This is a genomic window from Thermosyntropha lipolytica DSM 11003 (assembly GCF_900129805.1).
In the GTDB taxonomy this organism is placed as follows: domain Bacteria; phylum Bacillota; class Syntrophomonadia; order Syntrophomonadales; family Syntrophomonadaceae; genus Thermosyntropha; species Thermosyntropha lipolytica.
In genome coordinates this window covers 1-25,561 of sequence record NZ_FQWY01000009.1, presented here as the reverse complement: position 1 = coordinate 25,561, position 25,561 = coordinate 1, and the positions used below count along the sequence as shown (strand labels likewise).

General features: G+C 39.6%; 18 protein-coding genes. 16 read left to right on the top strand and 2 right to left on the bottom strand.

The genetic code is table 11. From position 1 onward, the window contains the following. Positions 1-63: 63 nt before the first annotated feature. Positions 64-1,653, top strand: a complete 1,590-nt coding sequence (locus BUB92_RS03800; protein ID WP_073090272.1) for a histidine kinase N-terminal 7TM domain-containing diguanylate cyclase — start codon at positions 64-66, stop codon at positions 1,651-1,653. Further along, on the top strand, positions 1,646-2,806 hold the full coding sequence (locus BUB92_RS03795) for an iron-containing alcohol dehydrogenase (RefSeq protein WP_073090267.1): 1,161 nt from the start codon (positions 1,646-1,648) through the stop codon (positions 2,804-2,806). Before BUB92_RS03800 ends, BUB92_RS03795 begins: the two co-directional genes overlap by 8 nt. A gap of 1 nt (position 2,807) precedes the next feature. Here BUB92_RS03795 and uvsE read toward each other — a convergent pair whose 3' ends face one another. Further along, a complete protein-coding gene (uvsE, locus tag BUB92_RS03790; protein WP_073090394.1) occupies positions 2,808-4,064 on the bottom strand; it encodes a UV DNA damage repair endonuclease UvsE in 1,257 nt (418 codons plus the stop codon). 150 nt (positions 4,065-4,214) lie between these two features. Further along, positions 4,215-5,651 (bottom strand): esterase/lipase family protein, encoded by a 1,437-nt coding sequence (locus BUB92_RS03785; protein ID WP_073090264.1) that lies wholly within the window; start codon positions 5,649-5,651, stop codon positions 4,215-4,217. A 275-nt stretch (positions 5,652-5,926) separates the two neighbouring features. Here BUB92_RS03785 and BUB92_RS03780 point away from each other — a divergent pair, with 275 nt between their 5' ends. The 14 genes from BUB92_RS03780 to BUB92_RS03715 all read left to right on the top strand — a co-directional run. Next, a complete protein-coding gene (locus BUB92_RS03780; protein WP_073090261.1) occupies positions 5,927-6,673 on the top strand; it encodes a LuxR family transcriptional regulator in 747 nt (248 codons plus the stop codon). 5 nt (positions 6,674-6,678) lie between these two features. Next, on the top strand, positions 6,679-8,736 hold the full coding sequence (locus tag BUB92_RS03775; RefSeq protein ID WP_159432302.1) for an ATP-binding protein: 2,058 nt from the start codon (positions 6,679-6,681) through the stop codon (positions 8,734-8,736). After that, entirely contained in the window at positions 8,714-9,619 is a 906-nt protein-coding gene (locus tag BUB92_RS03770; RefSeq protein WP_073090254.1) for a response regulator, read from the top strand. The genes BUB92_RS03775 and BUB92_RS03770 overlap by 23 nt, the downstream gene beginning before the upstream one ends. A gap of 258 nt (positions 9,620-9,877) precedes the next feature. Beyond that, entirely contained in the window at positions 9,878-12,601 is a 2,724-nt protein-coding gene (gene hpdB, locus BUB92_RS03765) for a 4-hydroxyphenylacetate decarboxylase large subunit (protein WP_143156857.1), read from the top strand. A gap of 5 nt (positions 12,602-12,606) precedes the next feature. Continuing rightward, complete coding sequence (gene hpdC / locus BUB92_RS03760; protein ID WP_073090251.1) at positions 12,607-12,879, top strand: 4-hydroxyphenylacetate decarboxylase small subunit; 273 nt, start codon at positions 12,607-12,609, stop codon at positions 12,877-12,879. Positions 12,880-12,973: 94 nt separating this feature from the next. Then, complete coding sequence (locus BUB92_RS03755) at positions 12,974-14,275, top strand: MFS transporter (protein ID WP_073090248.1); 1,302 nt, start codon at positions 12,974-12,976, stop codon at positions 14,273-14,275. A gap of 147 nt (positions 14,276-14,422) precedes the next feature. Next, positions 14,423-15,379 carry a 4-hydroxyphenylacetate decarboxylase activase gene (hpdA, locus tag BUB92_RS03750; RefSeq protein WP_073090245.1) on the top strand — a complete coding sequence of 319 codons (957 nt, stop codon included), beginning with the start codon at positions 14,423-14,425 and terminating at the stop codon, positions 15,377-15,379. 54 nt (positions 15,380-15,433) lie between these two features. After that, the gene (locus BUB92_RS11505) at positions 15,434-17,464 is read left to right on the top strand and encodes a methyl-accepting chemotaxis protein (protein ID WP_073090242.1); all 2,031 of its coding nucleotides are present in this window, start codon (positions 15,434-15,436) and stop codon (positions 17,462-17,464) included. Between the two features lie 575 nt (positions 17,465-18,039). Continuing rightward, complete coding sequence (locus BUB92_RS03740) at positions 18,040-20,136, top strand: sigma 54-interacting transcriptional regulator (RefSeq protein ID WP_073090238.1); 2,097 nt, start codon at positions 18,040-18,042, stop codon at positions 20,134-20,136. Between the two features lie 290 nt (positions 20,137-20,426). Beyond that, on the top strand, positions 20,427-21,893 hold the full coding sequence (locus tag BUB92_RS03735; RefSeq protein ID WP_423230194.1) for a 4-hydroxyphenylacetate 3-hydroxylase family protein: 1,467 nt from the start codon (positions 20,427-20,429) through the stop codon (positions 21,891-21,893). A gap of 34 nt (positions 21,894-21,927) precedes the next feature. Further along, positions 21,928-22,242 (top strand): hypothetical protein, encoded by a 315-nt coding sequence (locus BUB92_RS03730; protein WP_073090234.1) that lies wholly within the window; start codon positions 21,928-21,930, stop codon positions 22,240-22,242. A 6-nt stretch (positions 22,243-22,248) separates the two neighbouring features. Then, on the top strand, positions 22,249-23,544 hold the full coding sequence (locus tag BUB92_RS03725) for an acetyl-CoA hydrolase/transferase family protein (protein WP_073090231.1): 1,296 nt from the start codon (positions 22,249-22,251) through the stop codon (positions 23,542-23,544). Positions 23,545-23,567: 23 nt separating this feature from the next. Next, a complete protein-coding gene (locus BUB92_RS03720) occupies positions 23,568-24,968 on the top strand; it encodes a solute carrier family 23 protein (protein WP_073090228.1) in 1,401 nt (466 codons plus the stop codon). Between the two features lie 88 nt (positions 24,969-25,056). Continuing rightward, positions 25,057-25,561, top strand: a 505-nt coding sequence (locus tag BUB92_RS03715; protein WP_278280493.1) for a thiolase family protein, incomplete at its 3' end; no start/stop codon positions are given.

The following is a 25,561-nucleotide window of genomic DNA, read 5'->3' as shown; positions in this document are numbered from 1 at the left end:
GAATTTATAATTTGGGTAAATTCTCCGCCAGCATATTGTATTATAATGGATTAAAGAGGGAAGATGATAGGGGGGAATTTTATAAATACTTTAGGAATTTTATCACTCCTTGCTGCCATGTTTTATTTATGGCTGGGTATTTTTGGTTTCTACCTTTATACTCAGGGCAGGATAAATAAGCTTTTTTTGGGGATAAGCCTGTGTCTGGCCTGGTGGTCTTTTGCCTATGGATTTTTTTATGCTGCTCCGGATAAAACGGCCGCCTGGTTCTGGTTTCGCCTTTCCTCACCGGGCTGGATTTTGTTGCCGGCGTTCTTGCTTCTTTTCGGGCTGGAAGTGGCAAGAAAATTGAAACTGATGAAAAAATATATAATAGGGCTTATATTTTTGTGGCCAGCGATTGAACTTTATAGAGCAATAACCGGTGTACTGACAGCCGAAGATTTTGGATTTAAACCTTATGGGACCGTAGAGGTTATTTCTCTTACCAATCCCTGGTACTGGTTGCACATGCTTTACTATATTTTATATGTAGGTCTTATGTTTTTGATTATATACCGGTGGGGAAGACGAAGTCCCTTAAAAAGAGAAAAGATGCAGTCCTTGCTTATTATTTTGTTTGGACTAGTTATACTCTTGAGCGGGATATTTACCAACCTCGTCATGCCCGCTTTGAGCAGAGGATTTTTAGGTGTGGCCCACTTTTTCGGTATTGTATGGGCCGCAGGTTTTCTATATGCTGTTGCCCGCTATCGGTTTATGCGCTTTGACTATAAGCAGATACTGGAAAATGTTCTGGCTAATATTAATGATGTAGTTTTTATCCTGGGTTATGATTTGCGGATTTTACAGGTAAACTATAGAGCAGAAAAATTACTAGGCTTAAGCAGAGAGGATATTAATGGTACACCTTTTGGGGATTGGTTAGAAAAAGAAGAAGACAAAGAGCGACTCTTTACCCGTATAACAGAACGTTCTTTTTTGCATATGCCTCTTACTCTGGTAGGAAAAGGAGGCCGCAGGATAATTACCCGCTCTTTTATTAATGCTATAAAAGATGATTTTGGAGACATTATAGTGATAACGGTGGTAAGCCAGGATATAAGGCTGATAACGCGTCTGCGGCGGGAAATAAAAATAAGGAGAGAGAAGGAAAAAGAGCTTAAATATCTAAGTTTTCATGACCCTTTAACCGGCCTTTTTAACCGGACGTATTTTGTGGAATGGATGCGAAAATTGGATGAGGAAAAAAAGACGAGGGTAGGTCTTATTATATGTGATCTGGATGGTTTAAAAGAGATAAATGACCGCCTGGGACATTTAAAGGGGGATGAATATATAAAAAGGGCAGCCGATGTTTTACGGAGATGTGTGCGGGAAAAGGATGAGGTTATGCGCATAGGCGGTGATGAATTTGCTGTGCTGCTCTTTGATGTTGATGAGGAAGTGGTAAGGAAGGTGGCTTTAAGAATAAGAGAGGTTTTTGCCTGTGAAGGAAAAGAAATGGGTGATGTTTGTGCAGCTGGGATTTCAGCAGGATATGCCTACCGGAGTGATGCTGATATATCAGCAGAAGAGCTTTTCCGGCAGGCAGATTTAAATATGTATGAGGATAAGTATAAAAAAGAAGTGAGGAGTGATAGGAATGCTTAATTTTGTTTTTCACAATCCGGGCAAGATTATATTCGGGCAGGGGCAGATAAAGATGTTAGGAGAAGAGATAAAAAAATATGCCCGCCGGGTTTTACTGGTTTATGGAGAAGGCAGTATAAAAAGGAATGGGATTTACGACGAGGTGGTAAAAATCCTTAATGATAATGGGATTTTTTATGCTGAACTGTCGGGAGTTAAGCCTAACCCTCGTATTGACAGTGTAAGGGAAGGGGTTAAGCTGTGCCGGGAAAATAATCTGGAGCTGGTTCTGGCTGTAGGGGGAGGAAGTGTTATTGATTGTGCCAAGATTATTGCTGCTGGCTTTTACTATACCGGTGACCCCTGGGATTTTTTTACCCGTCAGGCTAAAGTAGAAAAGGCTTTACCGGTAGGTGCAGTTCTTACCCTGGCGGCTACCGGTTCGGAAATGAACGGAAATGCGGTAATAAGCAATGAAGAAACCAGGGAAAAGAAAGGTTTGGGAAGCCCTCTTCTTATTCCTAAATTTGCGGTGCTTGATCCTACTTATACTTATACCGTTTCTCCCCTGCAGACGGCAGCAGGTGTTGCTGATATTATGAGCCATGTATTTGAACAGTATTTCAGTGCCAATAATGATGCCTACCTGCAGGACCGCATATGTGAGGCAGTTTTGAAAACCTGTATCCATTATGCCCCGATAGCCTGCGCAAAGCCTGATAATTACGAGGCCAGAGCCAATCTTATGTGGGCGAGTACCCTGGCTTTGAACGGTATTTTAGCAACCGGCAAGCTTACCGATTGGGCTACCCATATGATTGAGCACGAGATAAGTGCCCTCTATGATATAGCCCATGGGGTAGGGTTGGCTATCCTTACTCCCTTCTGGATGGAATATGTTTTGACAGAAGAAAACCTTGCTAAATTTGTCCTTTATGCCGTCAATGTATGGGGAATAGTAGATAAAGACGAAAAAGAGATGGCGGATATGGCTATCGAAAAAACCCGGGGATTTTTCAAAGCTTTAGGGCTTCCTTCCCGCCTCCGGGAGGTAGGAGTAAAAGAAGACGACCTGGAGTTTATGGCAGCTAGAGCAGTAGAAAATGGCAGTCTGGGGAGGTTTAAAGAACTGGATAAGGATGATGTGCTTAATATATTGAAAATGGCTTTTTAGCTTAAATAAAGAAATAGCTGTATTTAATGTATTCCTCATCATATTTTAAAGCCAGCTTAAGAAGAAAATTTTTTATATTTTTGAGACCTGTTTTATCTTCTGACCATTCCCGCATCAGTTTATGAAAGCGGGCTTTTTCTCTGGCATCAGCTCTGTTTTTGAAATATCCCCATATATGGTTGACGGCATTTATTTCCTCCTTTTTATTAGGAGGAAGACTTAAGCAGTATTCAATTTTTTCATAAAAAGAAAGAGGGTTGCTTTTTGATTTATCTTTAAGCAGTTCCCTTATTTCCAGATAAATCTGCTGGGAGCGTCTTAAAACCAGGTATTTGTACCTGGCCCATTCTTTTTCTAAAGCAGAAACTGGAAGTTTATCTGAAGTTATATGAATACATTTAAGGGCCGACAGGTTTTTATCTTTTACTTCCAGCATTATATCAGGATGCAGGCAGTTTTCCTTAAGCTCCTGATAAAAATGATAAAAAGTTTTGCTGTTTATAGTTAGTGAGTGGGCCCCTTTTTTCCCGTTCGGGTCCTGCTCGGAGTAATGGATTTTCGGGTTGCCGTCTTTAGGAGACCAGGTTTGGGAAGAGATTTTAATCCACTCTATAATCGAGTTATTACCAGCCGGGTTTATAGTATGGTGAAGATTATCAAATACTACAGGTATATTCAGTTTTTCTCCTATATAAAGGACATCTTCAATATGGAAACACTTTTCATCATTTTCAATTACCAGTCTTTCTTTAACTATGTGGGGAAGTTTATGATAGTTATTTATAAACCGTAAGGTTGCTTCTTTTTTATCCCCGTATAATCCCCCGAGATGCAGAATAATTTTATGGGAGGTATCAACCTGCAGGGCATCCAGGAACCGGGCATGGTATAAAAGGTCAAGAAGGGCATTTTGGACTACTTTTTCCTCCGGTGAGTTTAGAACCGTATACTGTCCCGGATGCATAGAAACCCTGATGCCGGCTTTTTTTATTTTTTCCCCTATAGCCGCAAGCGTTTCCCGGTATTCCATCCACCATTTGATATCATTGGCTTCATGGGAAGCAAAAGGGATTATATCCGAACTTATGCGGAAAAGCTTTATGTTATGGGCTATGTTGTAGTCAATCATTTTATCCAGCACGGAAAGGTTGTGTTTTATTACCTCATGCAGTTTTTCCCCTTCTGCATTTTTCAGGGTAAGGCCTTTTAGATTACATTCGGGAACTCCCAGCAAAAGACAGGCATATCCAATACGCATCTTTAGCCAACCTGCTTTCTTTTTTATTCTCCTTTCTATTTTAACTGCCGGTTTTAAAGAAGGGAATAAAAAAGCCGGAAAGCCCGGCAAAAATATTTTTATTTAAGATGTATTCTTGCTCATTAAGCTTATATATGCAAACAATTTCTTCTACTCTTCAGCAATATCTGTAATATCAGGGTAACTTATGGTATTTTCTTCTATTGTTTCTGCTGATGTCGAGTTTTCCCCGGATACATCAGCAGCCTCAGTTGCCGTTATTTCCGCTTCGTCTGGGTTCATAAGATCAGAAGCAGAGCAGCTATTTTCTGTTTCTCCATCTGCAACCACAGCATAATCGGCAGGCAGACTGGTAAGCAGCTTAGCTATTTCCAGGTACCAGGGGCAGGGATTCCACAGAGTGCCGATACCGATTATATCCATATGATCAAAAGTATCCATAACCCCCATGTAATTCCAGACGCCAGGCTGCGGATTTCCGTTGAAGTTTATTATAGTATCAGTAGAATTGATTTTTGGCCCATTTTGGGAGATGAGGCTTACCAATCCATCATTTGGCCACCAGGAACTATCGATAGGAATTTGGCCGGGGATATTACGGGTATAACTGCCGATATGTAAGGCAAAAGGATAAAGGAAAGGATTCATGCTCAGTATAGGAACCTGATAATTAGAAAACAGAGATTTGCGGGTAGCATTAGTAGCCCAGGAGAAATAGTAAACATCAGGCTGTGCTTTTACCCAGCCGTTAAGCTCGCGGGCTCCTTCCACAGTCAGATCCCAGTTAGAAAGATCGCGTGAAGTTTTCCAAAAACTGCTGTTAAAAACCCGCTTAAGGTAGTCAGCTACCTTTTCACCCTGGCATCTGGTCAGGCCCCATTGATCCAGCTTGAGGTCGTAAAGGGAATTGGGAGTGCTGAGTGTAGACATAAACCCTACAAAGCTTTGCAGCCATGGTAACCCATTATTAATGGCATTGTCCAGTGAAGTGCCGTCATGAGGTGTAGATATGGTAGTAACACTTTTTACCCAGTTATTCCCTCCTGCAAACAGAGGAGACATATTGTCCTGGGGAAAGCTTCTTTCCTCCGCATCACCTTCAGCCAGAAGCTGTACCAGGGTTCTTACGGTCTGCCCTCCCATACTGTGCCCGATAAGGTGAACCTTTTTTACTTCTCCGGTTTGCGGATCAACTTTTCCTAAATCGGGTATAAGACCTTCATAAGTGCGCCCATAGCGGGCATGTCCGTATTTAGCGGCATGGGCTGCCCCATAATCTACCCTGCCTCCGACTAATTGGGCATAGAGTTCACAGGCTCTATCCCAGTTGCTGGAAACAGGTCCTACGGCTACGGTGTAGACTTCATAACCCTGAGCTTTGAGATATTCTTGAATGTCATACAATCCACCCCAGTACTTAAACCCCAGCATTTCATCGCGGCCGAATCCCCCCAGGCCATGAACAAGGACGATGGGGTATTTGTTGTTACTCGAAATTTCTTGAGCCAGGACCGGGTTTGTTAGAAAGATATTAAAAACAAAAGACAACAAAAAACAAAGCGCAATTGTAGAATTTTTTTTAAGCATTTTTTAACCTCCTCCTCCCATATTGACTAAGATGGCAAGATGTTATTATGTGATAGAATAATTATTACAAAATATTAATTCTATGTCAATTTTCTCATAAATATATTAAATATTGTTATTATTTGTATTTAAATTGCCGACAAATAAATTTAAAATAGACTTTTGAACATGCCTAGATTTTTTTGTCATTTTGTACGATATAATTGAATAAAGAGTTAAATTTTAAAAGATGAGAGCTGTAGAGGGTAATGGCTTAGTTGGGGGTTGTAATTTTTATGAGGGAAGAATTAAGGGATTGTAGGGAAGGATGCCAGTTTATAAAAAGGATAGGGAAAGAAAGTATTCAGGCATTACAGGATTCGCTATCGGAGATGCTAAATATGAGTTTTTGCCTTTGGGATAGTAAGGGTAATCGCTTGACTGTATGGTCTAATTCTTCACTCTTTTGCTATACTATAATTTCCAAAAACAAAGAGCGATGTAAAAAGCAAAAGCAAAATATCATTTCTCAAGTACGGGAAAAAAAAGAGCCTGTTGTGGCTACCTGTTATATGGGTATGACTTTTTTTAGTATTCCTATTTTATACCAGGAAGAGCTGATAGCTATATTTTATGGAGGAGGTTTTGTTTTAGGAAATAAAACTGCGGGGTCAGAATACATTTCTAGGCTTGGTTATAATATCCCTGTAATTAGTGAATTACAGCTGAATAATACAATAAATTTTCTGGAAAAATTTTTTTCTGTGCTTAAAAGAGAGGTTGCTTTTTATGAATATAGTGATGATTTGAAAATATCTAGAGAAGAAACTGATATTTTCTTGCTCCATAATCATCTGAGTTTGAGAGAACTTGAGATAGCTAAATTAGTACTTGCCGGGATGAGTAATAAAGAGATAGCTAATTATTTGGGTATAAGTGAAAAGACAGTAAAAGTCCATGTAGGCAGTATTCTCAAAAAATTGCAGTTGAAGGATCGTAAACAGCTTATCATTTTTTGCCAGCAGCAGCTAGGAAAAAGGTGAAGATGATGAGTATCCGCCAAAAGTTGATGATTTTAATTGTTTTTTTATTAGTTTTTCCCATGGTAAGTTTACTGGTAATTTCCCGCTTTGTACTGGTAAAGCAGATTGAAAATAGTGCGAGAAACTATTTGGTTAATGCTTCTAAAGTTGCCCAGAGTATAATGCTTTCGCGGGCAGAAAAAATGGAGCAGACAGCGACTTCACTGGTTCGAACCAATGATTTTTTAATTGCCGTCCAAAAAGGAGATAAAAACGGTATTTCTCAGGAAATTAAAGTTTTGCATGAAATAAGTGATTTTCCTGATTACACAATTTTTTTTGATAGGTATGGGAAAGTATTATATGCGGAGCCAGATTCTGTTCAGCCGCAGATATATGAATTGCAAAGACTTTTAGACAAAGCACAGGAGCAGAGAAAGCCCTTAATCAGCCATCAAGCTATAGCCCTAGATCGTATTTTTGCCATCGGGAGCAAGGAATATTTACAATTCCAAATACAGTTGCAAGAAGATAAAGGCTATTTTAACTATGTGCATAGTCTGACAGTGATAATTCCTGTATGGGATGAACAGGGAAACTATCAGGGAACATTGTTGATAGGAGATATAACTAATAATGATCCTTTTTTGCCTGAGAGATACAGCTGGTATATAAAAGATTCTTATTTATCACTTTCTCTATATGATGTAAGGATAACCTCAAATATCAGAAGCAATTATAAGACCAATTTTATAGGGAGTGTTATTCCAGTTAAGGTTGATTCTCTGGAGGAAGGAGAAAAAGATTACTATTTCGGAAAAGTGCGGATAGATGATGAAATGCATTTTTTTCTTGATTGTCCTATTTATGGTGATGAAAATAAAGTGATAGGATTCCTGGGGGTAGGCATACCTGAGCAGAAGTTTAATATTTTGCAGAGAGTTAACAATAATCTTATTGTGGGGCAGACTTTCATTTTGTTGTTGGTAATGCTGTTGCTTGGAAAGGTAATGTCAGATAATATAACAGAACCTATTTTGGAAGCTGCTCGTTGGGCTGAGGAAATAGCTAGGGGGGAGAGGGAACCGGTTATCAAAGAAAAATTTTTACATAATTCTTATACCGAAGGTATGCTTTTGCTTTCTAATTTACAGAGGATGGCAAGAGAACTCAAGATACGGGAAGAGGAAAAAAGAGAAGTCCTTGAACAGCTTGCCCAGGAACATCAAAAACAAAAAGAATTGTACCAGCAGTTGCAAAAAATGAATGATGAACTGGAAATTAAGGTGCGTTTAAGGACGCAGGAACTTGAAGAAGCCGTAAAAATTCTGCAAAAATCAGATCAGGTGAAAACAAGATTTTTGGCTAATATGAGTCATGAGTTGCGAACTCCTCTTAATATAATAATTGCTAGTGCTCAGGCTTTAGCAGAAAAAGTGCTGGGAGAACTTAATGAAAAACAGGTTAAATATGTGCAGAATATTGAAACGGCAGCTCGACATCTATTGCACATCATAAATGATATTCTTGATATTGCTAAAATTCAGGCGGGAAAGATGACGCTGTCTTTAGGGATATTTTCGATTAGTGAATTGGTTGCCAGCAGTGTGGATGAAGTTAGAAGCTGGGCGGAAAATAAAAAATTACAGATTAAGTCTGTGCATTTAACTGAAGATTTTCTGGTTATGGTAGATAAGGCGAAATTCAAACAAATTATGTATAACCTGATTTCCAATGCTATAAAATTTACTCCTGAAGGCGGTGATATAGAGATAAAGATTTGGAAAGAACATAATTTCTACTGGATTGCGGTTAAGGATAATGGTATAGGTATTCCGCTTGAGTATCAAGAAAAAGTTTTTGAAGAGTTTGAGCAGCTTAAAAACTCTTATGAGAAAGAATATGCAGGTACAGGTTTAGGTTTACCTCTTACTAAAAAGCTGGTTGAACTTCATGGTGGAGAAATATTTTTATTTAGCAGGGTAGGAGAAGGAACAGAAGTGGTAGTGAAAATGCCAATAGTGTTAACTGCAAGTGCTAATTTAGCAGGAGATGATTTGTATGGCCAAAATACTTTTAGTTGATGATAACGCTCTTAGTTGTGAAGTAATGGAAGATGTTTTCAAAGCTTGGGGTCATCAGGTATACAAGCTTTTTGTAGGGACGGGGGTTTATGAATTTGCGTTAAAGTATAAACCTGATATTGTCCTTCTCGATGTAATGCTGCCAGGCATGAATGGTTTTGAAGTTTGTAAAAAATTGAAAGAAGATGCCCATACTTTTCCCATACCAGTTATAATGCTTACTGTTCTGGATGCGGTGGAAGACAGGATAAGGGCTTTTGATGTAGGAGCTGATGCCTTTATAACTAAACCTGTAAATTATAATGAATTAAAAAGTATGATAAGTTCTTTCTTGCGCAGGAGGGAAAACTGCCGGTATTTTGAGACGAGAAGAGCAGTAGTGATGAGTTTTTTAGAACTAATTAAATTTCATAATGAAGATTTGTATAATCATGCGCTAAAAACAGCTTACTATTGTGAAAAAATAGCCCTACTTTTAAACCTAAGCCGTGAGAAAATTGAGGTATTGCTTGATGGAGCATATTTACATGATGTTGGTAAATTGGTAGAAAGGGGGAAAGAACATCCTGAAAAAGGTGTAGAAATTTTAAAAACACTTAGTATGCTGAATGAAATTTATCCTTTTATATACAGCCACCATGAAAGGATGAATGGAACAGGATTTCCGGAAAAGATTAAAAGGGAAAGTTTTACAACTGAACTTAAAATACTTATACTGGTTGATGAATATTTAAATTTATTAGGTAAAGAAAAAGACAAAAAAAGAACGCTTGATATTTTGGGCCAAAAGGTTAAAGAAGGAGCCTTTGATGAAAATACTTATAATGCATTGTTGCAGGTTTTAGAAGATGAAGAATTCTGGGAAAATTTAGGCATAAATTAAAAAGTAGGTTTAGGGAGATGAATAAGACTTTTTTAATACCCGGGAAATATATTCAGCTTTTTCCCGGGATTTTTTTTGGTTAAAATAGGCCTTTTATAGTTCTGAGGGTCAATGTTGTTTCAGTGTTATTAGTAATAAAGTTTAAAGTGAAAAGGGAAAACGACTAAATAGCAGACAATAAGGGGGTGTTAAGGTCAAACTTACTTTGCAAACAGCATTTTATCAAAAGCGAAAAAAGTGAAAGGGAGGTAATTTTAGGTGGCTGCTAACCGGAAAGTAAAGTTAGAGGAGATTTTGGCCGAAAAAGGGATGCCCATAAGTTTCCAGTATGGAGGTAAAGCTCCTGAGGAAATGGTAGACCGAGAAGTAAAGAAGGAGCCCTGTGAAAGAGTAAAAAAATTGAAAGAACTTTATTTCCAAACTTTGTCTTCGGCAACTGTAGAATTTCCTTATTGGTATACGCGCAAATATGATGAACTGGAAGGGGAAATTCCGGTTGTACGCAGGGCTGCGGCCTTAAAACATGCTTTTTCTCATTTGACTCCTACTATATTCCCGGGCGAACTTCTAGTGATGGGAAAAGCTCATTATTATAGGGGATCTTTCCCTATGCCTTGGTTGTCGGAAGGTTATTTTATGGCCAAAGAAGATGAACTTTATCAGTCTGCGCTTTCTGCTGGACGTACTAGTGCTGATGAGGTTTCCAAATTTGGAACGGGAGGCGGTAATGTAACCCAGAGTTTTGGTAATGTGGTTTCTATTGCGGGTAAATTTGGGATTCGCAAAGAAGAGGTTCCGGCTTTGGTAAAACTGGCTAAAGCCTGGGTAGGACGTTCGGTTGATGATTTAGGGCAAAAATACGAAAAAATGGTTCCGGAATATCAGCTCAAGGAAAATATAATGAAATCAGTTATTTGCATGTTTGACTCTGGTTACACTCTGCCTCAAGGCCGTGAAGTAATAAATTATTACTATCCCCTGCAGTATGGTTTTGATAAGCTGATTGAAATGTGTGAAGAAGGGAAGAAGAGAGTAGCTGGAAAAGCGGATGGAGACGGTATTATTGGAATGGACCGGCTCTATTTCTATGAAGCGGCCAAACTGGTATTGGAGGGGATACAGGCTTGGATACTGAACTATGCCGCCGAAGCTAGAAGACTAGCTTCTATAACCGAAGAAGCAAAGCAGAAAAAAGAATATGAAGAAATTGCTGAGTGCCTGGAATGGATTGCCCATAACCAGCCCAGAACTTTCCGGGAAGCTTTGCAACTGGCTTATACTATTCATATTGCTGTTCTTAATGAGGATGCTATTTCTGGAATGTCCCCGGGAAGATTAGGGCAGGTTTTATATCCGTGGTTTGAACAGGATATGGAAGCCGGACGTATAACAGAAGAAGAAGTTATTGAACTTTTAGAATGCCATCGTATGAAAATGACTCTCATTGATTGTTTTGCCTCTATGGGAGTAGTAGGCGGAGTTCTTTCTGGTAATACCTTTAATAATCTTAGTTTGGGCGGTCTTACCCGTGATGGCAAGCCGGCAACCAATCGTCTAGAAATGCTTATTCTGGAAGCTGCTATGCGCAATCAAACTCCACAGCCTACTTTATCTGTACTTTATGATGAAAAATTACCTGAAGAGTTTCTGCTTAAGGCTATTGAATGCAATAAGACGGGAACTGGTTATCCGGCTTGGATGAATTTCCAAGGAGGTTTACAGTTTATACTTGACCAGTATCAGGCTGAAGGAATGACAGTAGAAGAGGCCAGAGCCTGGGCTATTGGTGGATGTCTGGAAACCTCGCCTTGTGCTTGGATGCCCTTAACTCTTAATGGTAAGAAATACGAAATTCCTGGCGGAGCAGGACAACCTACCAGTGTCGGAGTACACTTTATTGCCAACCCCAAGGTTTTGGAATGTGTGCTTTTTAATGGTTATGATCACAGAACAGGAATACAGGTTTATCCGCCGCATAATCGCAAGCTGGAAACCTATGAAGAGCTGTGGGAAACATTTAAAGAATATTATGAAATGACGGTTGACTGCTTAGCCAAATGTAACAACATTCAGCATGATATTTGGCGTAAGAATAATATGGCTATATTTAATTCCTTGCTTAAACCTGATTGTTTAACTAAAGGACATCATATTGGCAATATGGGATATAGATACAATGCCACATTTAATGTAGAAAGCTGTGGAACTATAAATCAGATTAATTCCCTGGCTGCCATCAAGAAGTTAGTTTATGACGAAAAGAAGTATACCCTTGATGAATTGCGAGATGCTCTGCTTAATAACTTTGGGTTTAAGACAGCAGCGGAAGTAGGAAGCTTTTCGTTGGCTGAACAGGAAAAACGCCCGGATGGGGATAAATATGACCGCATCTACAGCGATTGTCTGCTGGCTCCCAAGTACGGTAATGATGATCCTTATGTTGATTCGATACTGAAAGAATATGAGGATTGGTTCTGCGCTATGTGCCGCCGTTATGAATCCTTATATGGCAAACCTCTTTATGCTTGTCAGATTTCTGTATCTACCCATGCTCCTCAGGGGGCAGCTACTTTAGCTTCTGCTGATGGCAGGCTGGCAGGAACCACATATGCTGATGGATCAATGTCGGCTTATCCGGGAACTGATCGCAGTGGGCCTTATGCTTTGTTTAATTCTGCGACGGTTTGGGATCATAGCAAATCGCAGAATTCGCAAATGAATTTGAAGATACATCCGAGTGCCATCAAAGGTGAAGAGGGAGCACGTAAACTTTTGGATCTTACCCGTGCTTATATGCGTAAGGGCGGGTTCCATATCCAGTATAATATCGTTGATTCCAAAATTCTGAAAGATGCCCAGAAAAATCCGCAAAATTATCGTGATTTAATGGTACGTGTGGCTGGATTTACTCAATACTGGGTCGAAATAGGAAAACCGATTCAGGATGAAGTAATAGCACGTACTGAATATGAAGGAGTGTGATTTAAATGGCTAATGGAATTAAACATAATGATTGTCGTAATTTTGCGCCCGTTGATGTAGCTAAAGGCATCTGCAGAGTGAAGAATGAACTTATTTTTATCGATGGGGAACCTTGCGAGAAATTCGAAATGTTGCCTAAATGCAAAAATTGCAGCAATTTTATAAATGTGGATAAGGATGATATTGGAACCTGTAAAGGATTTAAAGACGATTATTGGTCTTTTGGTGAAAATATTGCGGTTACCTGTGAAGCATATCAAATAAAGTGCCAAAATTAAGCTTTTTAAACGAAAAGGGTGCACTTTGGACGGCACCCTTTTCGTGAAAATACTGGTTTTACGAAGGTAAATACCTTAAGGGGAGGAACTGAGTATGGATGAAGCGCGTAAAGTGAGCATGGGTAGAATGGTAGTAGCAGCTTCCTGGTTGGCGGTTTTTTGCCTCTTTGGATATAGAGCAACCTTTTCTGTTTTATTAAGACCTATGTCGGAAAGTATGGGCTGGAGTGTAACCCAGTTGTCACTGGGGTATTCTTTAATGATGAGTGTATATGCCATAACTGCTTTTTTCAGTGGTATGATAATTGACCGCTGGGGGACCAGACCCGCATATGCTATAGGTGCGGTTTGTGCAGCTTTAGGGTTTTATATTACGAGTAATGCTACAACTTATCTGGAATATCTTATTCCCTATGCCTTGTTTGCTGGTATAGGTACAGGGATGTTGTGGGTTTCCTCAACTGTTTCCGTACGTAAATGGTATGTAGGAAACACTTATGCCAGTATGTGGGGAATAGCCTTCATGGGGGCTCCTATTGCTCAGGTGGTATTGAGTTTAGGGGTAAAACAGATTTTGCTTACTATGAATTGGCAACATGCTATGAAAGGATTGGCCGTGGTGGTCTTTGTAGCTTTGGCTATGGCAGCTTTACTAGCTCGAAAAAATCCAGAAGATTATGGTTTGGAGCCTTTTGGGCTGGTTAAAGCTCCGGCTGGAAGTGGGCCTAAGCCACAGGAATACATATGGAATTTGGGAGATGCCTTTAAAAGATATGCTATATGGGGTGCTATAATTGCTTTTCTTACTAGTATGCTGGCCGAATTTTTAATTTGGACCCAGGTTGTTAACTACTGGACTAATGATGTTAATCTTTCCTTGGCTAGTGCAACCAATCTTTATGTGATAATAGGTATAGCTGGTATATTTACCATGCCTTTGATGGGAAAAGTAGCTGATAAAGTAGTGGCAAGATATGCTGTTGAAAGCCAGGGGCGTAAAGTTATGCTGATATTTGCTCCTTCAGTTGGCGTACTGGCCTGTATCTGCCTCTTGCTTACGAAGGTTAGTTATTTATTTGGAGTTTTGGCCTGTATTCTGTTCGCAGTTTACTGGGCTATTGAGCCAGGTGGAGTTGCAGGTTATGCAGGCTCAGTTTATGGCCGGCAGTCTTTAGGTAAAATATGGGGATTGGCAACTCTGATCGTAATGGGAATTGGGCCGGCTGTAGGAGTTTACATGGGAGCTTATCTTTTTGATATATCAGGAAGTTATATGAATTCAATATTGTTTGCTACCGGTGCTTTCTTGGTTTCTGCAGTTGTTGCTGCTTCATTACCTCTTAAAGCAGAACCACCGGTGTGCGTTGATAGTACAGCTTCACTTCATACAAGTTAAATTAATTTGTTAACCTCATCCCCCAATTTTTAACCTCATCCCACAACATGCGGTCAGGGACAGAATTTTTTCATATAGTTCTCTGCCCTGACCGGAATTTTTTCTAATTGATTTGCTCCCAAATCAATTAAATAGGAGTTGATATTTATGAATAGAGAGGGTAAAAAAGGTTTAATTTTTGATATTCAGAGCTATTCAGTTCATGACGGACCTGGATGTAGGACACTTATATTTATGAGCGGGTGTCCATTACGCTGTGAGTGGTGTGCCAACCCCGAGGGTTTGCTGGTTAAAAAACAGGTTATGTTTAGTAACATCAAGTGCAAACACGATAGTTATAATTGCATGTATTGTATTGATGCCTGCCCGCATGATGCGATAAAAGTTAGTCCTCAGGGGGAAAACCTTCTTTATTTTGAACGCAATTTATGTCTTAACTGTGATGAATTTTTATGTGCTGCTGCCTGTCCTTATGAAGCTATAAGGATAGTTGGCAAGTGGATGTCTGTAGATGATTTAATCTACATTTTAGACAGAGATCGACAATATTGGGGATCAGGAGGTGGAGTAACTTTTAGCGGAGGTGAACCTTTGGTTCAGCACGAGTTTTTGCAAGAAATGCTAATGCTTTGCAAAGACAAATATATTCATACAGCTATTGAAACTAGTGCTTATGTGGATACAGGAATATTTTTGCGAGCTTTTCGTTATATAGATTTTGCTTTTATAGATGTAAAACATATGGATGATGAACAGCACCGTGCTAAGACAGGGGTAAGTAATAAACTTATTTTACACAATATAAGAGCTCTTACCGAATCGGGATGGCAAGGGAGACTAGTTTTGCGAATGCCTGTAATAAGAGGTTATAATGACAGTGCAGAAAATATAAATATGATTATAAGGTTTATGAAAGAATTAGGGCTTTTTGAAATAAATATACTTCCTTTTCATCGTTTAGGAGATTCTAAATGGAAACAGCTGGGGTTAGTTTATAAATATGCGAATGAGAGTGCTACTCCTCGCGAAAAGCTGGAAGAGATTCAGGATCAATTTTTAGAAGCGCGCATAGCTTGTTATATAGGGCATGAGACCTGTTTTTAGGCCCTTATATTATCCGTATATTATCCCAATATAGTTGTGGGAGGAGGAAGTTTTATGAGTAATGAAGGGCGAAGAGGAAGTTTGCGCAATAAGCTGCTGGCAATTATATGTAGCATATTTTTGCTTAACAGTATTTTGCTTATATTAGTTTCGCTTAAAACTTCCAGTTATATTGTGCAAAAAGAAATAGAAACATCTATGTATAAAGTAGTCAAACAGGCAGCTGCTACCATAGGTGCTCGCAATGATGCACGTTTGTGTGTTCTAGAAGGGATGGCGGCCAATGAGGTAGTAGGCTCAAATGAGTTTTCTTTTGCCCGGAAAGCAGATGTTTTACGCCAGGAGTTTATGCGAAATAAAGATAAGTTGTATTTTTTGGATTTAGTTTTGTCTGACGATAAAGGAAGATTGTATAGCATAAATAATTCTGACCTGCTTGATTATTATTATGAAGAACTTCATGCTATTGCTTTAAACCCGGTTTCAGTTTCCAGCAGTCTGGTAGATGAAAAAAAGAGAGTCATATTTGTTTATTCAGTTCCTATTTATGACAAAAAAAGTGGGCAAAAAAACGGGGCTATTTTAGCTTTAGTGGATGGAAAAAAGTTTTCGGAAATGATAAGTGCTATGGCCTATGGTAGGACGGGGTATGCTTTTGCTGTTGATCAAACGGGAAAGACGATTGCCCATAAGGATTTTACGAAGGTTCTAAACGAAGAGAATATTCCCCAAATTGCAGAGAAGAATGAAAAAATGAGGGGTATTGCGGAAGTAATACGCCAAATGATTAAAAAGCAGTCAGGTGTAGCTGTATATGAGTACGGGGGAGAAAAGAAACTAATGGCTTTCGAGCCTGTACCTGGAAGTACATGGAGTGTTGCTTTGACTGCACCGATAGGAGAGGTATTGCATCCTGTGATAGTATTAAAACAAAGGCTGCTACTTATTTCTGGATTTTTACTTATTGTTATACTTGGAGTTTTATATTTGGCTATAGGACGTATAACAGGTATGATAAAGGCTGTCTCTGAATTAGCATTTTGTATGGCTCAGGGTGATTTTCGCGAAAAAGGAGAAGGAGGGTATAGCAGGAGAAATGATGAAATTGGTATATTGACCAGAGCTTTTAGTGATATAAGAGACCGTTTGGGAAATATTTTGAGACAGATGGCGGGGGCTGCTGATAGCAGTCGTCAGATGGCGGGAAATATAACTAACTATGTGCGTGATATAGGACAGAGAGGAAAAGAGATTGGGGATGCCCTTGGGTATATTGCTGCTGGCATGCAGGAAGCTAGTGCATCGATAATGGAAATTAATAATGTGATGAATAATATAAACCGTAAGGCACAGTTTTTGAGTGAAGAAGCTGTGGCAGGCTTTGAGCGAATAAAAGAACTGGAAATGAGTGCTGAAACTATGCGTTTAAATGCAGTAGAGGCTAAAGAAAAAGCCTGTCGTATTTATAAAGAAAAGCAGGAAGTTATAGGACAAGCAATTGCCTCTGCCCGTGTGGTAGAAGAAATATCAGCTATGGCAGATAGTATAACTGATATTGCCGCCCAGACAAATTTATTGGCTCTTAATGCGGCTATCGAGGCTGCTCGGGCAGGAGAACAGGGGAAAGGATTTGCGGTAGTAGCTGCTGAGGTTCGTAAACTGGCTGAGCATTCAGCTATAACTGCAGAATCGATTCAGAGAGTGGTAACAGACGTAAATACTGCAGTTAAAAATCTTACCGAAAATATTGGCGAAGTTTTGGATTTTGTTGAAAATAATGTAATAAATGATTATTCAGATATGGTGGCGGTTGGGGAAATGTATGTAAAAAATATGAAAGTAGTGGAAGATATAACCTCCCGTTTTACTTCTTCAATGCAGGAGATAGCTGGAATGCTTGAGGTAGCTAATAAAAATATTGAGGGAATAACAGCTGCTGTAGAAGAAACAACTGCTTCTACTACTACTGTAAATCAGCATGTAGATGAAGTTATACATATTTTGGATAAATTAGAGGTAATGGCGGAAGAACAGGCTGATACAGCAGATGTGATGGCTAAGAGTGTTGAGTTTTTCAAACTATAAAAAACTTGTATAATTTTTCTAGTTAAAGTAAAAGGTATGAAAGAGAAAGGTACCGGCACAGCAGATTTTCTTGCTTTTTCCTTTTACTAATTTTTAACACGTTTTTGATTTCAACAATAAAATAAGGTGGATTAATAAAAATATTTAACAATAGAAACAGGCTTTTCGTATTTAACATATATAGGTACAATTTACAAATTTGTATTTTTGAGTTTGCCTGTTTTCAGGCCTTTTTAAGGGATTAACTGATAAAGTCAGGAGGAAGCCTTATTTTATTTTAAAGGCTTCCTCCTCTTTTTTATTCGGGCAAAGTGCTTTTCCAGGCCTTAAATACCATTTCCCGGCTCTTTTCTTTTATAACCGGGTCGTTTAAGGCAATCTGGTAAGCTTCTTCTTCGGTTTGGGTGTGGTAGGGGATGATCCCGAGGTATGTTATGAAGTATGTTATTAATGTCAATTTTGGTTAGACATGTGTTGGAGATATATAAATTAATAGTACAATATTGTTATAGAACATTTATGTTTGGTTAAGTTTATTTTTTTACTGATGGGTGGTTAGAAATAGGGGGGTTATTATGAAAGTTAAAGAATTTATGACCCGAGATGTAGTATGTATAGATCCCGATGCTACCCTGGAGGAAGTTGCCCAGATTTTTTTGGAACGTAAGATTGATGGGGTTCCAGTAGTTGATGGAGAGGGTAAGCTGGTAGGTTTAATTACTAAAACGCATCTCATAAGGGCGATAAAAAATCATCTTTCTTATGATAGTAAGGTTAAAGATGTTATGACTGTAAAACTAGTTACAGTAACTCCGGAAAAAGAAATCAAAGAGATTATTGAGGAGTACCAGATAGGACGTTTACCAGTAGTAGAACAGGGGAGACTGGTAGGAATTATAACCCGTACAGATATAATGTGGGCATATTATAGCATGCTAGAAGAACTTAACAGTTTTGTTACTGCTTTACTGGATTCTATGTCTAATCCAGTTTTAGCTATTGATCGCAGGGGGGTTATAAAACATTGTAATAAAGCCCTGGCTGCTCTTTTTAAACGCGAAGTCAAGGATTTGATTGGACTTCCATTGAAATCAGTTATTGCGGATTCACCGCTGATGGAGATTGTAAAGACTGGGCGCAAAGAAGTGGCACGAAAGATAGTTATTGAGGGGAAAACTTTTGTGTCTAACCGTACCCCTATATATATAGATGGCAAGATTGTGGGAGCGGTAGCTTTGCTACAAGATATATCAGAATTAGAACAAATATCCAGTGAACTTGCTTATACTAAAGAAATTAGCCAGGAATTAGATGCTATAATTGAATCTTCATTTGACGGCATTTTTGTAACTGATGGTGAAGGGAGGGTTTTAAAGGTTAATCGGGCCTATGAGAGGATAGCGGGGATAAAGAAAGAATATGTTCTGGGACGGTATATGAGTGATCTGGTAAGGGAAGGTGTGTATAATGAATCTGTAACTTTAAAGGTTTTAAAGAGTAAGCAGGTAGAAACTATAGTGCAAAAGGTAGCTACGGGAAAGACAATTCTGGTTACAGGAAATCCGATTTTTGATGAAAATGGCTCTATATTTCGTGTTGTTACCAATGTGCGTGATATTACCGAGTTAAATGAATTGCAGGAAAAATTGCAAAGGTTGGAAGACATGAGGTTTCATTATGAAAAAGAACTTTTGCATCTCAAGCAGCAGATGGGTTATGCGGAAAACATGGTTTGCAGGTCTCAGGAAATGCAGAAAGTATTGAGTCTTACTCTTCAACTGGCCCAGGTCGATTCTACAGTGTTAATTCAAGGAGAATCAGGAACAGGAAAAGAATTGATAGCGGATATAATTCATAAAAACAGTATGCGGCGTAATTTTCCATTTATCAAGATTAACTGTGCTGCTATTCCGGAAAATCTTTTGGAAACCGAACTTTTTGGGTATGTGGAAGGAGCTTTCACTGGGGCTCAGAAAGGGGGAAAACCAGGTGTATTTGAACTGGCAAATGGTGGTACGATTTTTCTGGATGAAATAGGTGAAATGCCCCTAAGTTTGCAGGCTAAGGTTTTAAGGGTTTTACAGGAAAGACAGATAATGCGGGTGGGAAGTAGTAAGACTGTAGATGTCGATGTTCGTATAATAGCAGCAACTAATCGCAATTTAGAAGAAATGGTAAGGCGTAATAGTTTTCGCGCTGACCTGTATTATCGCTTAAATGTAGTTCCCATATTTGTTCCTCCTTTGCGTGAACGCAGAGATGACATTGTACCGCTGGTACAGTTTTTCCTGGATAAAATAAACAAAAGATATGGTTACAGTAAAAAGATTGATGCTAAAGTGTTTGAATTTTTTATAAAATATGATTGGCCGGGAAATGTAAGAGAACTGGCTAATCTGGTTGAAAGACTAGTGGTAACAACAACAGGAGAAATAATAACCTGTAATGAAATTAAAAATTACTTGAAGAATCATAATAACGAAGAACCCTCTGCTAGATTATTTTCAGATATAAAACCACTTAAAGAAGTGGTAAAAGAGGCAGAGAAAGAGGTTCTTATTAAGGCATTTGCTCGATATAAAACTACGCGTAAAGTAGCCCAGGTTTTACAGGTAAATCAATCAACAGTTGTGCGCAAAGCTGCTTTATATGGAATTAAGGTAAATGAGTAAAAAGTCAGGATAGTCTTATAAGATAGGCGGTGATGTTTATATGCATCACCGATGTTTTTTTGCATCACAAAAAAATCAAAATTTTGCCCTCTAATTCCAGTCAATATTACCCCTCTGATGCTTTTATGCATCAAAATATACTTTTCTCTTTCCGTTCAGTTATTTTTCCCTTTGGCATTCAGGCAATATGGGAGTTTTTTGCTTCGGTTTTTTGGCATGATTTTTGCTTTTGAAGATAGGCAGGATAGGCCTATCCTGCGGTTTCTGTAATTATTGAAGAGAGGAGAGATGTGATGATGATGACAGCGCAGGAGTATATCGAAAGTTTGCGCAATTTAAGGCCCCGCAAGATATATCTTTTAGGAGAAAAAGTAGAAAATCCGGTGGATCATCCTATGATTCGTCCCTCTATAAACTGTTGTGCCATGACTTATAAATTGGCAGAACTTCCAGAATATCAGGATATAATGACAGCCAAATCAGCCCTTACCGGTAATACTATTAATCGTTTTGTCCACCTGCATCAGAGTACAGAGGATCTTATAAAAAAAGTAAAAATGCTGCGTTTAGTGGGGCAGATGACAGGTGCATGTTTTCAGCGCTGTGTAGGAATGGATGCCTTGAATGCTGTTTGGAGCACAACTTATGAGATTGATCAAAAATACGGCACTAATTATCATGAGCGTTTTAAACAGTATTTAATTGAATGGGAAGAAAAGGACTGGACTGTCGATGGATGTATGACTGATCCGAAAGGAAATCGTAGTTTACCTCCTTCCAAACAGGCAGATCCTGATCTGTATGTGCATATAGTGGAAAAACGTAGTGATGGAATAGTGGTACGGGGAGCTAAAATGCATCAGACAGGTATTATAAATTCTCATGAGATATTAGTAATGCCTACCATGTCTTTATCTCTAGAAGAAGCAGATTATGCGGTATGCTTTGCTGTACCTTCTGATGACCCTTCTCTCATCTATATTTACGGCCGACAATCCTGTGATACCCGCAAACTGGAAAAAACTACGGTTGATGTTGGCAACATCAAATATGGAGGGCAGGAAGCCATTGTAATATTCAATGATACTTTTGTTCCCTGGGAAAGGGTATTTATGTGTGGCGAAACTGACTTTGCTGGAATGCTGGTGGAAAGATTTGCTGGTTATCATCGCCAGTCTTATGGTGGCTGTAAGGTAGGTAATGGAGATGTGCTTATTGGCGCGGCAGCAGCTATTGCTGAGTATAATGGAGTGGCGAAGGCTTCTCATATAAAAGATAAGATTATTGAAATGGTGCATTTAAATGAAACGCTTTATTCCTGCGGTATAGCCTGTTCGGCTGAAGGGCGCAAAACTCCGGCCGGAAATTATCTTATTGATATTATGCTGGCTAATGTATGCAAACAAAATGTTACTCGTTATCCCTATGAAATAGCCAGGCTGGCTCAGGATATTGCAGGAGGAATTGTAGCTACTATGCCTTCAGATGCTGATTTTAAGTCTCCGGAAATAGGACACTGGTGCAATAAATTTATGATTGGCGATGCTAAGTATTCAGCTGAAGAAAGGCAAAGGATGCTCAGGCTTATTGAAACTATGACTATGGGAGCCATAGCGGTAGGTTATTTAACTGAATCTATGCATGGAGCAGGTTCTCCTCAGGCACAGCGTATTTTGATACAACGTTATGCTAATCTGGAGGCTAAAAAAGCATTGGCGCGAAGAATATGTGGTATAGATGAAGATAATTTGCTTTAGAACGCATAAAAGTTGATTGAGGAATGATTTTTAGATGAAGATCAGGATTAAGTATTGTGGTGGGTGTAATTCAGGTTATGACCGGGTAAAGTTTGTTAAGCTTATTGCCAAAGCTTATAAGGATATGAAAGGAGAAGATTTGAGTCTGGCATATTTCGATGCCGAAGATATAGCAGCAGGTTTGATGGTTTGCGGCTGTTCTGTTTGCTGTCCTGATCGTGAGGATATAAAAGATGGATTATATCCCTGGTATGTAATAACAAATAGTAGTTTTAACTATTTCTCAATGGATGAAGCTGAGGTAATAAAAAAAGTAGTTGACGCCATCAGCAAGGGGGAAAGGAGGTAGAAACAGATGGACTGGAGGACGTATTACCAGGAAAGGATAGTACCAGCAGAGGAAGCAGTAAAATGTATAAAATCTGGAGATCGTGTAGTTTTAGGACATGCGTGTGCCGAACCGGAGTTACTGGTAGATGCAATGGTTAAAAGGGCAGAAGAGCTGACAGATGTAGAAATAGTGCATATGGTAGCCATGGGTAAAGCGGAGTACTGCAAACCAGAGTATATAAAATCTTTTCGCCACAATGCCTTATTTGCGGGCGGCAATACGCGTCAGGCTATAAATGAAGGCAGAGCAGATTATACACCCGTTTTTTTTCACGAAGTTCCAAGACTTTTTAGAGATAAGACTATTGAAGTAGATGTAGCCATGGTTACGGTAACTCCTCCTGATAAACATGGCTTTGTAAGTCTGGGTATATCGGTTGACTATACTATGCAAGCAGTATTGAGTGCTAAAAAAGTTATTGCCGAAGTGAATCCGAATATGCCTTATACTCTGGGCAGATCATGCATCAAGGTTACTGATATTGATTATTTTGTTCCTGTGGAGAGGCCGATTATTGAGCTTAAGCCACCGGTAATTGGGGAAGTTGAGGAAGCTATAGGCAGGCATGTAGCTTCGCTTATAAAAGATGGTGATTGCTTGCAACTGGGGATAGGAGCTATACCTGATGCGATATTGGGCTTTTTGCAGGATAAAAAAGATTTGGGGATTCATTCGGAAATGATTTCTGATGGAGTCATGCATCTGGTGGAAAAAGGAGTGATAAATGGCAGATCTAAGAACCTTCATCCCTATAAAATAATAGTAAATTTCGTCATGGGAAGCAAAAATTTTTATGAATGGCTGCACTATAACCCTATGGTTGAGTTTCATCCGGTAGATTATGTTAATGACCCTTTTATAATAGCACAAAATGATAATATGGTGGCAATCAATTCAGCCTTAGCTGTGGATTTAATGGGACAGGTGGCTGCTGATATGCTGGGTAATAAACAATTCAGCGGTGTAGGCGGGCAGGTTGATTTCGTAAGAGGAGCTGCCCGCTCTAAAGGGGGAAGGAGTATTATAGCTCTTCCTTCTACGGCAGCCCAAGGCACGGTATCGCGTATTGTTCCGGCTTTAGGAAAGGGACAGGCGGTAACTACTTCCCGTAATGATGTAGATTATGTGGTTACTGAATATGGAATTGCCCATTTGAAAGGCTTACCTGTGCGCAAAAGGGCAGAAAGGCTTATAAGTATTGCTGCTCCTCAGTTCAGAGAAGAACTGGAAAGACAGTTTAAAGAGATTTACGGTGTTTAATGGGGGAAAGGAGGAATTATCTTATGAGTAACTGGCAGGAAAAAAGACCTTATGGGCAAGAGGCACCATATATACCATTATGGAAATTCAAGATGCGTTTTCCGGGAATTCATTATCGCTGGGAATGGCCTGATTATATTCAGGGGCTTTTAATGGGAGCCGTGTGTTTATCTATTATACCTGTACTTATGGATGTTCTGGGAATGCCTTTTGAAGTAGCTTTAGCTATAGTAATACTCAATGGTTTTCTTTACTTGTGGCATGCATGGCTGGGAGACCCGGTTGTTCCAGGCTGGGTAACCCCTGCGATTCCTTTATTGATAGCCTATGTAAGTGCTTTCCCTGCTGGTCCTGAGAGAATGCATGCTTTGATTGCATTTGAACTTTTACTAGGTATATGGTGTATATTCCTGGGTGTTACCGGGCTGGCAAATAAAGTAATAAGTATGATCCCCAGGGCGATTAAAGTAGGAGTTATTTTAGGTGCTGGGGTAGCAGCTATAAAATTAGTATTTGATATTGGTGGAAGATATGATACTATGCCGATAACTGTTAGTATTTGTGCTTTAGTTGCTCTATTTATAATGTACAACCCTATGTTCAGAAGTTTTGCAGCTAGAAATAAGGTGGCAGGTTATATTGCTAATTTAGGTATTTTGCCGGCAATAGTTGCTGCAATAATTATTGCCTGGGCGGTGGGAGAAGCCAAGTTTGCAGTAGAATGGGGAATAAGCAAACCTGCATTTGGCCAGTTGTGGCGAGATTGGGTACCCTGGGGGACATTAGGATGGCCATCTTTTGATATGTATATTAAGGCTATTCCAATGGTTTTAGCCTCGTATATAGTAATATTCGGAGATGCTGTACAATGTCAGGCCATTATAAGGGATGCCGACCCGTATAGACCGGATGAACCTGTAGAGTATGATCCAGACCGTGCCCATATTATAGTAGGACTTCGCAATTCCATTATGTCTATTTTGGGACCTGATATATCGATGTGTGGGCCGATTTGGGCAGCGATGACAGTAGTAACCTATGAACGCTGGAAAAAAGGACGGGACAAAATGGATTCTATTTTCGGTGGGGTAGGCAGTTTCCGTTTCGGTACCTTTACTACCTACTGGCTTTTGCCTCTTGTAACGATAACCAAACCAATTCTGGCCGCTGCACTTGCGCTTACTATGATAATACAGGGGTTTGTATCCGTCTATGTTGGTGTACGTGAAGCCAGAAGTCTTACTGATTTGGGCATAGGCGGAATTGTGGCCGGAGTACTTATAGTAAGAGGCGCGGCTTGGGCTTTTATTGTAGGTATTATAGCAGTTCTGGTGATATATGGCAGAAACTTCTTTAAAGGGGATGTTGAAGCTGCACCTCTGTGGGCTTTTCAGGTAAGTGAGAAAGATATTGCGACTAAATAATTGCGACTGAAAGGGTTCAAGGTTTTACAGCCTTGAACCTTAGTCTTAAGTTATTAGAGAAAATTAATTACAAAACGAGGTGAAATATATGCCGGATCAGGTAATAGTAAGTGCCTGCCGTACACCGATTGGCACCTTTGGCGGGCAGCTCAAAGATGTAAGTGCCGTTGAATTAGGGGCTCTAGTTATGAAAGAAGCCTTAAACCGTGCCGGTTTAAAGGGGGAACAGCTGGATGAAGTTATTTTCGGCTGTGTTCTGCAGGGGGGACAGGGACAGAATGTAGCCCGCCAGGCAGCTATAAAAGCCGGCATACCGGAAACAGTTACTTCATTTACCATCAACAAGGTATGCGGCTCTGGCCTCAGGGCGGTAAGCCTGGCAGCCCAGATTATCAAAGCAGGGGATGCAGATATAATTCTGGCCGGGGGAACCGAGAACATGTCAGCAGCTCCTTATCTTCTGGAAAAAGCGCGTTTTGGCTATCGCATGAACAGCGGGGTACTGGTGGACATGATGATCAAAGATGGCCTCTGGGATGCTTTTAACGACTATCACATGGGAATAACCGCGGAAAACATAGTAGAACAGTGGG

Coding starts and splice junctions, on each gene's coding strand:
- BUB92_RS03800 (WP_073090272.1), top strand. CDS start 64: ATGATAGGGGGGAATTTTATAAATACTTTAGGAATTTTATCACTCCTT.
- BUB92_RS03795 (WP_073090267.1), top strand. CDS start 1,646: ATGCTTAATTTTGTTTTTCACAATCCGGGCAAGATTATATTCGGGCAG.
- uvsE (WP_073090394.1), bottom strand. CDS start 4,064: ATGCGTATTGGATATGCCTGTCTTTTGCTGGGAGTTCCCGAATGTAAT.
- BUB92_RS03785 (WP_073090264.1), bottom strand. CDS start 5,651: ATGCTTAAAAAAAATTCTACAATTGCGCTTTGTTTTTTGTTGTCTTTT.
- BUB92_RS03780 (WP_073090261.1), top strand. CDS start 5,927: ATGAGGGAAGAATTAAGGGATTGTAGGGAAGGATGCCAGTTTATAAAA.
- BUB92_RS03775 (WP_159432302.1), top strand. CDS start 6,679: ATGAGTATCCGCCAAAAGTTGATGATTTTAATTGTTTTTTTATTAGTT.
- BUB92_RS03770 (WP_073090254.1), top strand. CDS start 8,714: ATGGCCAAAATACTTTTAGTTGATGATAACGCTCTTAGTTGTGAAGTA.
- hpdC (WP_073090251.1), top strand. CDS start 12,607: ATGGCTAATGGAATTAAACATAATGATTGTCGTAATTTTGCGCCCGTT.
- BUB92_RS03755 (WP_073090248.1), top strand. CDS start 12,974: ATGGATGAAGCGCGTAAAGTGAGCATGGGTAGAATGGTAGTAGCAGCT.
- hpdA (WP_073090245.1), top strand. CDS start 14,423: ATGAATAGAGAGGGTAAAAAAGGTTTAATTTTTGATATTCAGAGCTAT.
- BUB92_RS11505 (WP_073090242.1), top strand. CDS start 15,434: ATGAGTAATGAAGGGCGAAGAGGAAGTTTGCGCAATAAGCTGCTGGCA.
- BUB92_RS03740 (WP_073090238.1), top strand. CDS start 18,040: ATGAAAGTTAAAGAATTTATGACCCGAGATGTAGTATGTATAGATCCC.
- BUB92_RS03730 (WP_073090234.1), top strand. CDS start 21,928: ATGAAGATCAGGATTAAGTATTGTGGTGGGTGTAATTCAGGTTATGAC.
- BUB92_RS03725 (WP_073090231.1), top strand. CDS start 22,249: ATGGACTGGAGGACGTATTACCAGGAAAGGATAGTACCAGCAGAGGAA.
- BUB92_RS03720 (WP_073090228.1), top strand. CDS start 23,568: ATGAGTAACTGGCAGGAAAAAAGACCTTATGGGCAAGAGGCACCATAT.